The organism is Streptomyces sp. NPDC052299 (genome assembly GCF_040679335.1).
Classification (GTDB): Bacteria; Actinomycetota; Actinomycetes; order Streptomycetales; family Streptomycetaceae; genus Streptomyces.
The window spans coordinates 236279-250950 of the sequence record NZ_JBFAUP010000012.1; the positions used below are offsets into that span (position 1 = coordinate 236279).

At 71.2% G+C, this 14672-nt stretch carries 15 protein-coding genes; 14 read left to right on the top strand and 1 reads right to left on the bottom strand.

Going from position 1 to position 14672, the window contains the following annotated elements; translation table 11 throughout:
- Positions 1-3 precede the first annotated feature (3 nt).
- From AB0L33_RS21940 to AB0L33_RS21995, 12 genes are all read left to right on the top strand, one after another.
- Entirely contained in the window at positions 4-807 is an 804-nt protein-coding gene (locus AB0L33_RS21940; RefSeq protein WP_365683892.1) for an ABC transporter permease, read from the top strand.
- Positions 807-2111 (top strand): MCE family protein, encoded by a 1305-nt coding sequence (locus tag AB0L33_RS21945; RefSeq protein ID WP_365683894.1) that lies wholly within the window; start codon positions 807-809, stop codon positions 2109-2111. The genes AB0L33_RS21940 and AB0L33_RS21945 overlap by 1 nt, the downstream gene beginning before the upstream one ends.
- Positions 2108-3139, top strand: a complete 1032-nt coding sequence (locus tag AB0L33_RS21950; protein ID WP_365683896.1) for an MCE family protein — start codon at positions 2108-2110, stop codon at positions 3137-3139. Before AB0L33_RS21945 ends, AB0L33_RS21950 begins: the two co-directional genes overlap by 4 nt.
- Entirely contained in the window at positions 3136-4152 is a 1017-nt protein-coding gene (locus AB0L33_RS21955; protein ID WP_365683898.1) for an MCE family protein, read from the top strand. Before AB0L33_RS21950 ends, AB0L33_RS21955 begins: the two co-directional genes overlap by 4 nt.
- A 1-nt stretch (position 4153) precedes the next feature.
- Positions 4154-5275 (top strand): MCE family protein, encoded by a 1122-nt coding sequence (locus tag AB0L33_RS21960; RefSeq protein WP_365683900.1) that lies wholly within the window; start codon positions 4154-4156, stop codon positions 5273-5275.
- The gene (locus tag AB0L33_RS21965; protein WP_365683902.1) at positions 5272-6444 is read left to right on the top strand and encodes an MCE family protein; all 1173 of its coding nucleotides are present in this window, start codon (positions 5272-5274) and stop codon (positions 6442-6444) included. The genes AB0L33_RS21960 and AB0L33_RS21965 overlap by 4 nt, the downstream gene beginning before the upstream one ends.
- Positions 6441-7703: an MlaD family protein gene (locus AB0L33_RS21970; protein WP_365683904.1), complete on the top strand. Its 1263-nt coding sequence runs from the start codon at positions 6441-6443 to the stop codon at positions 7701-7703. The genes AB0L33_RS21965 and AB0L33_RS21970 overlap by 4 nt, the downstream gene beginning before the upstream one ends.
- Complete coding sequence (locus tag AB0L33_RS21975) at positions 7700-8221, top strand: hypothetical protein (protein WP_365683906.1); 522 nt, start codon at positions 7700-7702, stop codon at positions 8219-8221. Before AB0L33_RS21970 ends, AB0L33_RS21975 begins: the two co-directional genes overlap by 4 nt.
- Positions 8218-8796: a hypothetical protein gene (locus AB0L33_RS21980; RefSeq protein WP_365683908.1), complete on the top strand. Its 579-nt coding sequence runs from the start codon at positions 8218-8220 to the stop codon at positions 8794-8796. Before AB0L33_RS21975 ends, AB0L33_RS21980 begins: the two co-directional genes overlap by 4 nt.
- Positions 8797-8912: 116 nt before the next feature.
- Entirely contained in the window at positions 8913-9410 is a 498-nt protein-coding gene (locus tag AB0L33_RS21985) for a nuclear transport factor 2 family protein (RefSeq protein WP_365683967.1), read from the top strand.
- A 33-nt stretch (positions 9411-9443) separates the two neighbouring features.
- Positions 9444-10187, top strand: coding sequence for a hypothetical protein (locus tag AB0L33_RS21990; protein ID WP_365683910.1), 744 nt, complete (start codon positions 9444-9446; stop codon positions 10185-10187).
- Positions 10188-10216: 29 nt separating this feature from the next.
- Positions 10217-11419 (top strand): lytic murein transglycosylase, encoded by a 1203-nt coding sequence (locus AB0L33_RS21995; protein ID WP_365683912.1) that lies wholly within the window; start codon positions 10217-10219, stop codon positions 11417-11419.
- 19 nt (positions 11420-11438) lie between these two features.
- Here AB0L33_RS21995 and AB0L33_RS22000 read toward each other — a convergent pair whose 3' ends face one another.
- Positions 11439-12503, bottom strand: coding sequence for an ATP-dependent DNA ligase (locus tag AB0L33_RS22000; RefSeq protein WP_365683914.1), 1065 nt, complete (start codon positions 12501-12503; stop codon positions 11439-11441).
- A gap of 97 nt (positions 12504-12600) precedes the next feature.
- On the opposite strand from AB0L33_RS22000, the gene ligD reads away from it, so the two are divergent.
- Together ligD and AB0L33_RS22010 are read left to right on the top strand one after the other, a co-directional pair.
- Positions 12601-13611, top strand: a complete 1011-nt coding sequence (ligD, locus tag AB0L33_RS22005) for a non-homologous end-joining DNA ligase (RefSeq protein WP_365683969.1) — start codon at positions 12601-12603, stop codon at positions 13609-13611.
- The gene (locus AB0L33_RS22010) at positions 13608-14669 is read left to right on the top strand and encodes an ABC transporter permease (protein ID WP_365683916.1); all 1062 of its coding nucleotides are present in this window, start codon (positions 13608-13610) and stop codon (positions 14667-14669) included. The genes ligD and AB0L33_RS22010 overlap by 4 nt, the downstream gene beginning before the upstream one ends.
- Positions 14670-14672: the final 3 nt, after the last annotated feature.

The following is a 14672-nucleotide window of genomic DNA, read 5'->3' on the forward strand; positions in this document are numbered from 1 at the left end:
CCCATGTCAATGCTCGGCTGGCTCGACAGATCCGGTGACCAGCTCACCTTCTACGTGCGGGCACTGATCTGGATCCCCCGCACCCTGCGCCGCTACCTCAAGGAGGTCCAGCGCCTCCTGGCCGAGGTGGCCTTCGGCAGCGGCGGCCTGGGGGTCGTCGGCGGCACCATCGGCGTCATGATCGCGATGACCCTGGCCACCGGCACGGTCGTCGGACTCCAGGGCTACGCGGCCCTCAACCAGATCGGCACCGCCGCCTTCACCGGCTTCATCTCCGCGTACTTCAACACCCGCGAGATCGCCCCGCTCGTCGCCGGACTCGCCCTCTCCGCGACCGTCGGCGCCGGATTCACCGCGCAGCTCGGCGCCATGCGCATCAACGAGGAGGTCGACGGCCTCGAATCGATGGGCGTGCGCTCGATGCCCTACCTCGTCACCACGCGCATCATCGCCGGGGTCGTCGCGATCATCCCGCTGTACGCGATCGGGCTGCTCTCCTCGTACGTCGCGTCCCGCTACGTCACCGTCCTGTTCAACGGACAGTCCGCGGGCACCTACGACCACTACTTCAATCTCTTCCTGTCCCCGGCGGACGTGCTCCTGTCGGTGCTCAAGGTGCTGATCTTCAGCGTGATGGTGATCCTCGCCCACTGCTACTACGGCTTCCACGCCACCGGCGGCCCCGCCGGGGTCGGTGTGGCCGTCGGCCGCTCCGTGCGGAACGCGATCGTGCTGATCAGCATCACCGACTTCTTCCTCTCGCTCGCCATCTGGGGCGCCACGACGACGGTGAAGGTGGCCGGCTGATGTCCTCACGCGCCATCCGCACCACCACCCGCAGAACCGCCGGAGTCGCCCTCTTCCTCGTGCCCGCCGTCCTCATCTGGGTCTCGGTCTCGGTGTACGAGAAGGACTTCACGCACGACGCGACCGTCACCGTGCGCACGTCGAGCGTCGGCAACGAGATGCACGAGAACGCCGACGTGAAGCTGCGCGGCGTCGTCGTCGGCCAGGTCCGGAACATCGCGGCCGACGGCGACGGAGCCCGGCTCACCCTCGCGATCAAGCCGGACAAGCTGGACCGCATCCCGGCCGACGTCACCGCCCAGATGCTGCCCACCACCCTCTTCGGGGAACGGTTCGTCGCCCTCGTACCGCCCCCCGTGCCCTCCGCGGAGACCCTCGGCGCGGGCGACGTCATCCCGCAGGACCGGTCCAGCAACGCCATCGAGCTGGAAGAGGTCCTCGACAACGTCCTCCCGCTGCTCACCGCCGTGAAGCCGGAGAAGCTGTCCGCCACCCTCAACGCGGTCTCCACCGCACTGGAGGGCCGGGGCGAGAAGCTGGGCGACACCCTCGTGAAGCTGGACGCCCACCTCAAGAAGTTCAACCCCCAGCTCCCCACGCTCAACGAGGACATCAAGGAGCTCGTCAAGGTGAGCCGCCTCTACGCGGACTCCGCCCCCGAGATCCTGGACGCCCTCACCGACTTCACCACCACCAGCGGCACCCTCGCCGAACAGCAGGCGAACCTCGCGAACGTGTACGGCTCCACCACCGCCTCCGCCCGCGACGTCACCGCCTTCCTCCAGCGGAACAAGGACAACCTCATCCGGCTCGCCGCCAGCGGCAGGCCCACCCTGGAGACCCTGGCGAAGTACTCCTCGGAGTTCCCCTGCACCCTGCGCACCGTGGCCAACTTCATCCCGGCCATGGACAAGGCGCTCGGCAAGGGCACCGACGAGCCCGGACTGCACGTGACCCTCAAGACCGTTCCGTCCAAGGGGAAGTACGTCGCGGGCAAGGACACCCCGGTCTACAACGCGACCGGCGGACCGCACTGCTACTCCATCCCGTACGTCGGGCAGACCGTGCCGACCGCCGACGCCAGGACCGCCGCCGACACCGCGCGGACGGACCCGGACCCGGCCACGCCGGTCGAGGTACCCGCGGCCGACCCGTCGCTCGGCATGCCCAACTCGCCGCAGGAGAGCCGGCTCGTCAACGAGCTGGTCGCTCCCTCCCTGAAAGTCCGGCCGCAGGCCCTGCCCGAGTGGAGCAGCGTGCTCATCGGCCCGGCCTTCCGCGGTGTGGAGGTGAAGCTCAAGTGAAGCGCCGTTCCATCGCGGGACCGCTCGCGAAATCGATCGTGTTCATCGTGGTGACGAGCCTGGCCACCACGGTACTGGCCCTGTCCATCGCCAACACCGGTGTGGGCGAGACCCGTTCGTACAAGGCCCGGTTCACCGACGCCACCGGCCTCATCGTCGGCGACAGCGTCCGCGTCGCCGGGGTCAAGGTCGGCCAGGTCGAGTCCGTCAGGGTCGCGGACCGCCGGGTCGCCGAGGTCTCCTTCAGCGTCCGCAAGAGCAAGCGGCTCCCGGCCTCCGTGACCGCGTCGATCAAATACCTCAACATGGTCGGCCAGCGCTACATCGACCTGGACCAGGGCGCGGGCCCCGTCGGCGAGAGCTTCGCCCCGGGCGCCACCATCCCGCTGTCGCGCACCACCCCGGCGCTCGACCTCACCCAGCTCTTCAACGGCTTCCAGCCGCTCTTCGAAGGGCTCTCGCCGCCCGACGTCAACGAGCTGGCCGGCTCCATCGTCCAGGTGCTCCAGGGCGAGGGCGGCACGGTCGACTCCATCCTCCAGCACGTCGGCTCGCTGACCGGCACGGTCGCCGCCAAGGACAAGGTGATCGGCGAGGTGATCAAGAACCTCAACTCGGTCCTGAAGACCGTCAACGACCGGGAGGACGGCTTCAACGACCTGGTCGACACGCTCCAGGCCCTCGTCACCGGCTTCGCGGGCGACCGCAAGCCCCTCGGGCAGGCCGTCACCGCGATGGGCGCGCTCACCACGGTCACCGCGGACCTCTTCGAGGACGGCCGCAAACCCCTCAAGGACGACATCAAGCAGCTCGGCCGGCTCTCCGGGAACCTGGCCGACAACACCCCGAAGATCGAGAACTTCCTCCAGAAGACCCCGGCCAAGATGGAGGCCATCAGCCGCCTCACCTCGTACGGCTCCTGGCTCAACCTCTACCTCTGCGAGGCCAGGGTCAGCGGCGTCACGACGAGCGACGGCAGCACCCCGCCGACCGGCATCGAGATCACCCAGCCGAGGTGCCTGTCATGATCAAGCCGATACGCCACCGCAACCCCGTCGCCGTCGGCATCGTGGGCCTGCTCCTGCTCGCCCTCATCGGATTCGGCGCCTACCGGGCCGACTCGCTCCCCTTCATCGGCGGCGGCACCACCTACAGCGCCGACTTCACCGAGTCCGCCGGACTCGGCGAGGGCGACGAGGTCCGCATCGCCGGCGTCAAGGTCGGCAAGGTCACCGGGGTCTCCCTGGACGGCGCCAAGGTGAAGGTCACCTTCAAGGTCAAGGACGCCTGGATCGGCAACGCCAGCACCGTCGGCATCGCCATCAAGACGCTCCTCGGCGAGAAGTACCTCGCCGTCGACCCGCTCGGCGACGCCCCGCAGGACCCGGACGAGCGCATCACGGCCTCCCGCACCACCTCCCCGTACGACGTCACGCAGGCGTTCAACGGACTGGGCGAGACCATCGGGGAGATCGACACCGAACAGCTCGCCAAGAGCTTCGAGACGATCTCCGCCACCTTCAAGGACTCCCCGCCCGACGTGAAGAGCGCCGCCCAGGGGCTCTCCGCGCTGTCGAAGACCGTCTCCGAACGCGACGCCCAGCTGGCCACCCTGCTCAAGGGCAGCAAGCGGCTCACCAAGACCCTCGCCAACAAGAAGAGCGGCTTCGAAACCCTCCTGGACGACGGCAACCTGCTCCTCGGCGAGATCCAGGCCCGCCGCGACTCCATCCACCTGCTGCTCACCGGCACCCGCGACCTGGGTACCCAGCTCACCGGCCTCGTCTCCGACAACAACAAGCAGCTGAAGCCCACCCTCAAGGCGCTCGGCCGGGTCACCGCGGTGCTCAAGAAGAACCGCAAGAGCCTCGACCAGGTGCTCGCGCTCGCCGGCTCCTACAACCGGCTCGTCGGCAACACCCTCGGCAACGGGCGCTGGTTCGACAACTACGTCTGCGGTGTCGTCCCGAAGAACTACCTGCCCGCGAACACACCCCCGGCGACCGGCTGCATGCCTCCGAAGCAGGAAGGCGGGCACTGAGATGAGACTCACCCGCGTCATCGGCATCGGTGCCGGCCTCGTCGTCGTGGCCGTCGCCGCCACCTCCGGGGTCTCGGCCCTGGAGGAGCAGGGCGGCACCACCGTCACCGCCTACTTCGACCAGGTCACCGGCGTCTACGCCGGGTCCGACCTGCGCATACTCGGCGTTCGCGTCGGCCGCGTCGAATCCGTCGAACCGCGCGGCAAGGACGTCAAGGTCGTCCTGCACATCGACAAGGGCATCCAGGTCCCCAAGGACGCGCACGCCGTCGTCGTCGCCCCCAGCCTGGTCGCCGACCGGTACGTCCAGCTCGCACCCGCCTACACCGGGGGAGCGGCCATGGAGGACGGCGCCCAGCTGCCCGCCGCCAACAACGCCGTCCCGGTGGAGGTCGACCAGCTCTACGCGTCCATCACCGAACTCTCCACCGCGCTCGGCCCCGACGGGGCCAACGCCGAAGGGGCCTTCGCCGGGCTCCTGGACACCGGCGCCAAGAACCTCAAGGGCAACGGCAAGGACATCGGCGACTCCATCGAGCAGTTCGGCAAGGCCACCAAGACCCTGGACAAGTCGAGCGGCAACCTCTTCGACACGCTGTCCTACCTCCAGACCTTCACCACCATGCTGAAGGACAACGACGGCAACGTCCGCGCCGCCGAGGAGCAGCTGAACTCCGTCACCGGCTTCCTCGCCGACGACAAGAAGAACCTCGGCGCCGCCCTCAAGGAACTCGGCACCGCGCTCGGCCAGGTGAAGACCTTCATCAAGGACAACCGGGGCGAGCTCAAGAAGAACGTGGACGCCCTCGTGCCGATCACCCAGGCCCTCGTCGACCAACGCGCCTCGCTGGCCGAGTCGATGGACGTCCTGCCGCTCTCCGCGGGCAACGTGCTCAACGCGTACGACCCCGAGCACCGCACGCTCAACGGCCGGACCAACCTCAACGAACTCAGCATGGGCGGCCCGCTCCTCGAATCGAGCCTCGCCCTCCAGGGACTCTCCCCGGTGGACGCAGCACGGCAACGGGCGCTTCCCACGCTGCCGCTCCCGGCCGTGGGCACGGTCTACGGCACCCCGAAGGACGCCAAGGACGCCAAGGACACGAAGGGGGCCAACCGATGAACCGGCGACCGCGCAGACCCGCGGCCCTCGGCACCACGGGCGGACCGGCACTCGTCGCGCTCGGCCTGTGCTGCACCCTCTTCGTCACCGGATGCGGAGCCCCGCACTTCTCCGGCATCGAGGACCTGCCGCTGCCCGGCGGCGCCGACCTCGGCGACCACCCCTACGAGATCACCGCGGACTTCGGGGACGTGCTCAGCCTCTCCCCGCAGTCCTCGGTCAAGGTCAACGACGTCGCGGTCGGCCGGGTCACCAAGATCTCGCTGGCGCCCGACGGCTGGCAGGCCCGGGTCACCATGAAGGTGAACGGGAAGATCGACCTGCCCGCCAACGCCTACGCCCATCTGGAGCAGTCCAGCCTGCTCGGCGAGAAGTACGTCCAGCTCCGGCCGCCCGCCAAGGGCAAGGAACAGGGCACCCTCGCCGACGGCGACCGCATCCCGCTCAGCCGTACCAATCGCAACCCCGAGGTCGAAGAGGTCTTCGGCGCCCTGTCCATGCTCCTCAACGGCGGCGGCGTCCAGCAGCTCAAGACCATCACCACCGAACTCAACAAGGCCCTGAGCGGACGGGAGCCCCAGGTCAAGTCCATGCTCCGCCGGGTCGACAAGCTCGTCACCAACCTGGACGAACACCGCGGCGACATCACCGCGGCGCTCGACGGAGTCAACCGGCTCTCCAGCACGCTCGCCGGCCGCAAACAGCAGGTCGGCACCGTCCTCACCAAGCTCAGCCCCGGCATGAAGGTCCTGGAGAAGCAGCGTGGCTCCCTCATGACGATGCTGCGCTCCCTGGACACCCTGTCCGGCGTCGCCGTCACCACCATCAACCGGAGCAAGGCGGACACCATCGCCGACCTCAAGGCACTCGCCCCCACCCTGCGGGCCCTGGCCGACTCCGGCAACGACCTCCCCGACTCCCTCCAGGTGCTGCTCACCTACCCGTTCACGGACGAGGTGCTGCGCGGCGTGAAGGGCGACTACCTCAACGTGTACCTGGACCTGACCGCCGAACCCGGCACCCAGATCATCCCCGCCTACAACCCGGACCCGGAGACCCCGACCCCCCAGGCCGGGGCGGTCGCCGGCGCCGGACTGCCGCTGCCCCTCCCCGCCACCTCGGCGCCGACGACGAGCCGGCCCACGGACCCGAAGGGGAGCGACCGATGATCACCCTCGCCATCCGGCTCAAGAACATCGCCTTCCTCATCATCTCCGTGCTGGTGCTCGGCTACCTCGGGGTGCGCTACGCCGACCTCGGCCATTACGTCGGCATGCGCGACTACTACACCGTCAAAATGCAACTCCCGCGCACCGGCGGCCTCTTCACACATTCCAACGTCACCTACCGGGGGGTCTCGGTCGGCCGCGTCGGACCCATCGAACTCACCGACGACGGCGTCGAGGCCGAGCTGCGGATCAACAAGTCCGCACCCCGCATCCCCGACGACCTCAAGGCGGTCGTGGCCAACCTCTCCGCCGTCGGCGAGCAGTACGTCGACCTGCGGCCGACCCGCACCGAGGGCCCCTACCTGGCGAACGGCTCGGTCATCGACCAGGCCGAGACCACCGTCCCGGCGCCCGTGACCGACGTGCTCACCAGCGTCAACGACCTCACCTCCTCGGTCGACCTGGAGTCCCTGCGCACCGTCGTGGACGAGTTCGGCACCGCGTTCAGCGGGCGCGGCGACGACCTCCAGGTCCTCCTCGACACCGGCAGCGAGTTCGTGGACGCCGCCGACGACGCGCTGCCCGTCAACACCCGGCTGATGGAGGACGGCAGGACCGTCCTGCGCACCCAGGTCGAACAGGGCGAAGCGCTCAAGGGGTTCGCCTCCGGCGCGAAGGAACTGGCCGCCCAGCTGAAGGGGTCCGACACCGACCTGCGCAAGCTGATCGCCGCCGCCCCCGACGCGACGAACCAGATCAGCGGACTGCTCCGGGACGTCGAACCCAGCTTCGGGGTCGTCGTCGCCAACCTCCTCACCACCTCCGACGTCGCCGTCACCCGCCAGCGCGGCCTGGAGGAACTGCTCGTGAAGCTCCCCGCCGTCGCGGCGGCCGGGGCCAGCGCGGTGGACGAGGACGGCGCCCGGTTCGGCATGTCGATCACCTTCTTCGAACCGCTGCCCTGCACCGCCGGCTACGAGGGCACGACCTACCGCAACGGTCTCGACCTCTCACCCGCCCCCGCCCTCAACACCAAGGCCCGCTGCGCCGCCTCGCCCGGCACCGGCATCGACGTCCGGGGCAGCGCCAACGCCCCGACGGGCGGCCCGCTCCCCGAACCGGCGAAGGCCGGCGCGCTCCTCCTCGGGGACACCAAGGAGGACCGGCTGCCCGGAGTGCTCGGAGCCGTCGCCGACGCGTCACCGGAGGCCCGCGGCATGGCCGGGCTGCTCGGCCTGGGACAGGAGGGCGGCGAGTGAACCCCCGTACGCGAAGCCTCGGCGGCTGGGCCGTCCTGCTGATCGCGGCCCTCGTCTGCGCCCTGGGCGGCTGGTCCTACGCCCAGGCGCGCGGCGACGACGACCTGGCCTACGCCAAGAGCCGGGACGCCGCCCTCGCGGACGGCCGGCAGGCGCTGGCCCGGCTCAACACCCTGGACGGCAAGGACGCGACGAGCGTGGACGCGGGCCTGGCCGGGTGGCTGGAGTCCGCCACGGGCCCGTTGTACGACCAGCTGAAGCGGACCCGGAAGAAGGACGCCGCCGACCTCAAGGCGGCCGGTGCCACCGCGCGCGGCAAGGTCACCGACGCCGCGCTCACCGAGCTGGACCGGCGGACCGGCACCGCGCTGATGATCGCGACCGTCGACGTCGAGGTCACCCCGCGCACCGGCAAGGCCGGCACCGAGCGGAAACGGTTCGAGGCCACGCTCGCCCGGACCGCGGACGGCTGGAAGATCAAGGCGCTCACGGCGCTCGGCATAGGGAGCGGCGCATGACCACGGACGTCGAGGAGAAGCCGGAGGCAGCCGTCGAGCCGCCCGAGGACACCGACGCGACCGGCACCCACCCGGCCCGCCGGTGGCCGCGCGTCCTCGCCGGAGTCCTCGTCGTCGCCCTGCTCGCCGCCGGGGCCGTGATGTACGTGGCGGGGCGGCAGCTGCGGGACACGCCCGCCACGTCCAACCGGGCGCTGACCGACAGCGCGGCGACCGCCCAGGTGGCCGGCGAGGTCACCAACGCGCTCGGCAAGGTCTTCTCGTACAGCCCCGACGGCACCGCCGCCACCAAGGCGTCCGCGCAGAAGCTGCTCGCGGGCAAGGCGCTCCAGCAGTACGCGGCGCTGTTCGGGCAGGTCGAGAAGCAGTCGGCCGACCAGAAGCTCACGCTCACCACCCATGTCGTGCGCGCCGGGGTGACCCGGCTCACGCCCGACAGCGCGCACCTGCTCGTCTTCCTCGACCAGGTCTACGAGCGCAAGGGCAAGGCGGCGAGCAGGGCGGCCGCGCAGCTGTCCGTCACGGCCCAACTGCGCGAAGGGCACTGGACGATCGTGGAGATCACCTCCCGGTAGCCCGCGAAAGGCACCACCGCACCACCGCACCACCGAGCACGGACAGCACAGCACGGCGGGACCGCCGGCAGGGAGAGGCAGCGATGGCACGGGTAGCGATGACGAGAAATCCGCTGGTGGCGGCGGCGATCGTGCTGACGGTCGCCGCGGCCGGCGCCGCGGGCTGGGGCGGGGTGTCCCGCTACCAGGCGGGGCACGACAGCTCGGCCGCGTACGCCCAGACCCGCGACGAGGTGCTGGCGGCGGGGGAGCAGGCCGTGCAGAACATGAACACGCTCGACCACGCGCAGCTGGAGAAGGGGCTCGACAGCTGGGAGGACTCCACCACCGGGGACCTGCACCAGCAACTGGTCGACGGGCGGGACGGCTTCGTGAAGCAGATCCAGCAGGCGAAGACCGTCAGCACCGCGAAGGTGCTGGCCGGTGCGGTCACCGAGCTGGACGACCGGGCCGGGAAGGCCGGGGTCATGGTGGCGCTCCGGGTGACCGTGACCGCGCCGAAGGGCAAGCCCGCGGTGAAGGAGAGCCGGATGCTCGGCCAGCTCACCCGCACCCCCGACGGGTGGAAGCTCAGCGCCCTCGGCCAGGCGCCCGTCGGCAACACCGCCGGCTGACACCCCCGCCCCCGCACCGAGAGGAACCCGGACATGTCGACCACCCGTCACCTGGTCAACCGTCAGCGCCGCCTGGCCACCGTCGCCGCCGCCGAACGCGCCGCGACGACCGCCCCGCCCCGCCTCCGTACGGGCCGCGGCCCGGACCTGGAGAAGAAGTCCGACGCCCCGCAGGACGAGGCCCTTCCGGAAGGCGAAGGCGAAGGCGAAGAAGACGAAGGGGAGGCCGGGCCCGAGGCGGAGAAGGCCACCGCCCGGCGTCGGCCGCGCCTCAGCCTGCCCGCCGTCCTCTGCGTCCTCACCCTCGTCCTCGGCGCGGTCGCCGCCTGGGAATTCACCTCGGCGGCGAGCCTGCGCGACGACCCCAGCCGGCAGAACACCGCGCTGACCGACATCAGCCGCACCAGCGAGGTGAAGGGCCAGATCACCGAGGCCGTCGGCGCGGTCTTCTCGTACGACTACGCCTCACCCACCAAGGCCGAGACGGCGGTGACGAAGTATCTGACCGGGAAGGCGGTCCAGCAGCACGCGGACATGCTCGCCGAGGTCCGGGAGCAGGCGCCGAAGCAGAAGCTGGTCCTCACCACGACCGTCACCGACAGCGGTGTGGAGATGCTCGACGGCGACCGGGCCCGGCTGCTGATCTACGCCGACCAGCGCAACACCCGTACCGGCAAGTCCGAGGAGACCACCTACGCCGCCGCCATGTTCAGCGTGGACGCGGTCCGCAAGGGCGGCAGCTGGCGGATCTCCGCGATCGACACATTCACCCGGTGACCCAGGCGACCCCACCAAGGAGAGCACGCATGAGGTTCAACGGCACCATGCGCCGAGGGCTCGGCGGCACCGCGGCCGCCGTCGCCGCGATGGCCGCGCTCACGGCGTCCCAGGCACCCCAGCTCGCCGCGCACGAGGAGACCGCGAAGCCCCGTCAGAAGACGGACGACGTCGTCTGGTCCGAAGTCCCCAACGACGACTCGTACCACACCGAACTCCCGCCGCTGAAGAGCCCGAAGCCGCCCCGGAAGGGCGAGAAGCAGAGCCCCGCGGCCAAGCAGTCCTGGGCCGAGGCCGGCATCCCCGCCACCGTGCTCGCCGCCTACCGCAGGGCCGAGACCACGATGGGCCGCAGCGACCCCGGCTGCCGGCTGCCCTGGCAGCTCCTGGCGGCGATCGGCAAGGTCGAGTCCGGGCACGCGGCCGGCGGCCGGGTCGACAAGAACGGCACGACCGTGTCGCCGATCCTCGGCCCGGTTCTCAACGGCGCCGGATTCGCCAACATCGCGGACACCGACGGGGGCGCCTACGACGGGGACGCGACGTACGACCGGGCGGTCGGCCCGATGCAGTTCATCCCCTCGACGTGGGCGCACTGGGGCCGCGACGGCAACGGAGACGGGCGCCGCGACCCGAACAACGTGTACGACGCGGCGCTCGCCGCCGGGGCCTACCTGTGCGCCGGGACCCGCGATCTGTCGATCCCCTCCGACATGAACCGGGCGATCCTCAGCTACAACCACTCCGAGACCTATCTGCGCACGGTGCTGTCCTGGCTGGAGTTCTACCGCAAGGGCATCCACGCGGTCACCGACGGCACGGGGACCGTCCCCAGGAGCCCCGGCGCCGGCAGCCCCAACAAGCCCAAGCACCCCGTGGGCGGCTCCGGTTCCGAGGACGGCGGCGGCATCGAGGTCGGCCCGCAGCCCGGCACCAGCACCCGCCCGACCACACCCGGCAGCCACGACCCCGGCCCGAGCACCACGCCCCACCCGGACCCGACGGACACCACCGGCCCCTCGCCCGACCCCACGGACCCCGGCTCCGCCACCCCGGACCCCAGCACCACGCCCGACCCGGACCCGACCACGACGAAGCCCGACCCGGGGTGCACGACCACCCCGGCGCCCGACCCGACCGACACCACCGAGCCCACCGCCTCGCCCTCGCCCGACCCCACGGAGGCCGGCGAACCCTGCACGTCCCCGACCCTGCCGCCCACGGCCGACTAGGCCGGGTCCTCCGGAGGGCTCAGCCGCCGCCCGCCAGCACCTCCGCGAGGTCGTAGCGGACGACCTCCTCCAACTGTGCGTACGTGCAGCTGTCCGGCGTACGGTCGGGCCGCCAGCGGCGCCACTGGGCGGTGTGCCGGAAGCGGTCGTCCTCCATGTGGTCGTACGCCACCTCGCAGACCCGCTCCGGCCGCAGCGGCACCCAGGACATGTCCTTCTTGCCGGACCAGCGGCTCGGGGCGCCGGGCAGCCGGGCACCCGCGTGCGCCTCGGCCTCGGCCCAGGCGCGCCAGGGGTGGTCGTCGGCACCGGTCAGCAGCGGCTCCAGCTCGGTGACGAGCTCCGCGCGGCGCTTCATCGGGAAGGCGGCGCACACCCCGACGTGCTGGAGCGCGCCGCTGTCGTCGTACAGGCCGAGCAGCAGCGAGCCGACGACCGGGCCGCTCTTGTGGAAGCGGTATCCGGCCACCACGCAGTCGGCGGTGCGTTCGTGCTTGATCTTGTACATGGCCCGGACGTCCGGCCGGTACGGCGCGTCGAGCGGCTTCGCGACGACGCCGTCGAGGCCCGCGCCCTCGTACCGCTCGAACCACTCCTCGGCGCGCGCCGGGTCGGTCGTGGACGGGGCCAGATGCACCGGGGCCGACGCCCCGGCGAGCGCCGCCTCCAGGACCGTGCGCCGGTCCGCCTGCGGGGTGTCCAGGAGCGAGTCGTCGCCCAGCGCCAGCAGGTCGAAGGCGATCAGCGCGGCCGGGGTCTGCCCGGCCAGCAGCCGCACCCGGGACTCGGCGGGGTGGATGCGCTCGCTGAGCCGGTCGAAGTCGAGGCGGCCGTCGTGAGCGACGACGATCTCGCCGTCCACCACGCACCGCTCCGGCAGATTGTCCCGCACGGCGTCGACCAGCTCGGGGAAGTACCGGGTGAGCGGCTTGCCCGTCCGGCTGCCGATCACCACCTCGTCACCGTCCCGGTGCACGATCGCCCGGAAGCCGTCCCACTTCGCCTCGTACTGCATCCCCGGCGGAATCCGCTTCACGGACTTGGCGAGCATCGGCTTCAGGGGCGGCATCACCGGCAGGTCCATGGCCCGATTGTGACCCGTACGGCGACCGGAGTCTCCCGATGTGCGGCATATGTGTGCCCGGCCTACGGTGGCCGACATGGCAGCAGCGGGCACAGCGGTGGAGCTGGACGCGGCCGGGCGGGCGGTCCGGCTGTCCAATCCGGACAAGGTCTACTTCCCGGTGAAGGGCTACACGAAGAGGGACGTCGCCGAGTACTTCCTCGCCGTCGGCCCCGGCATCCTGCGCGCCCTGCGCAACCGGCCCACCACCCTCCAGCGGTTCGTGGACGGCGTCGAGGGCGAGTTCTTCTACCAGAAGCGCGCCCCCAAGAACCTCCCCGAGTGGATCCCCACCTCCACGATCGCCTTCCCCAGCGGGCGGTCCGCCCGCGAGATGTGCCCCACCGAGGTGGCCGCCGTCCTCTGGGCCGCCAACCTCGGCACCCTCACCTTCCACCCCTGGCCCGTCCGCGGCGGGGACACCGACCACCCCGACGAACTCCGCATCGACCTGGACCCGCAGCCCGGCACCGACTACGCGGACGCGGTCCGCGCCGCCAAGGAGCTGCGCGGTGTGCTGGAGGAGCACGGGCTGCGCGGCTGGCCCAAGACGTCCGGCGGGCGCGGCATCCACGTCTTCGTGCCCATCGAGGCGCGCTGGACGTTCACCGAGGTGCGGCGCGCGGCCATCGCGGTCGGGCGGGAGCTGGAGAGCCGGATGCCGGACCGGGTCACCACCGCCTGGTGGAAGGAGGAGCGCGGCGAGCGGATCTTCGTCGACTACAACCAGACCGCCCGCGACCGCACCATCGCCTCCGCCTACTCCGTACGGCCCTTCCCGCACGCCCCGGTCTCCGCCCCGCTGCGCTGGGAGGAGCTGGACGACGCCGAGCCGCGCGACTTCGACCTGCGCACCATGCCCGTGCGGTACGCGGAACACGGCGACGTGCACGCCGACATGGACCAGGAGGCGTTCCGCCTGGACTCGCTGCTCGAACTCGCCGACCGCCACGCGAGCGACGGCGGCCCCGGCGACCTGCCCTACCCGCCCGAGTACCCGAAGATGCCCGGCGAGCCCAAGCGCGTGCAGCCCAGCCGCGCCCGCCACGACAAGGACGACGAGGCGTGAGCGAGCCCGAGCACGGGGCGCACGGGCGGCCGCTGACCCGGAGCCAGAAGTGGCAGGGCTTCAAGGAGTCCCCGTACTTCCCGGCCATCGTCCTGCTGTTCATCCTCTCCGCCGCCGCCGGGCTCTTCGCCGGCTCCTACACGTACGCCATGGCCAACCCGACCCCGCACAGCGTCCCCACCGCCGTGGTCAGCGAGCCGGACACCACGCGCGGCCGGGAGTTCGTCGCCGCGATGGACAAGGCCCTCGACGCCTCCCTGGTCATCCACGTCTACCCGACCGCGGCCGCCGCGCGCGAGGCCCTGGAGGAGCAGCGGGTCTTCGCCATCGTCCGGTCCGGCGCGCGGGGCGTGTCGCTGGACGTGGCCGCGGCCTCCGGGGCGGCCGTCGCCCAGCTGCTCGCCGAGTCCGCCGTGAAGGTGGGCGACGCGCTGGACATCCCGGTCGCCGTTCAGGACGTCAAACCCCTCCAGAAGGGCGACCCGCGCGGGCTCGCGCTCTTCTACATCTCGCTCGCCGCCGTCATCGTCGGCTTCGTGGGCGCCATCCAGCTCAGCGTGCACGCCCGCGCTCTGATCCCGGCCGAACGGATCGGCTTCACGATCCTCTACTCGCTGCTCGGCGCCTTCGCCATTGCCGCCGTCGTCGACTGGCTGCTGGGGGCGGTCGACCTGCCGTTCGTCGAGTCCTGGCTGATCCTCGCCTTCACGATGTTCACCTCGGGCATGGTCTTCACCATGTTCAACACCCTGATCGGGCGGTGGGCGATGCTGCCGACCTGGGGGGTCATGGTGCTCCTGGGCAACCCCTCGTCCGGCGGGGCCGTCTCCTGGCCGCTGCTGCCCTCGCTCCTCGGCCACATCGGACGCTGGCTGCCCCCGGGCGCCTCCGTCAACGCCCAGCACACCGCCGTCTACTACCAGGGCCACCAGCGCGTCTTCCCGTACCTGGTCCTCGCGGCCTGGGCGCTGGTCTCGTGCACGGTCTTCTGGGTGTGGCGCCACCGGCACCCCGGCGGCCGCGAGCACATGCCGCAGCACGCGGCGACGGTCACCTGATCC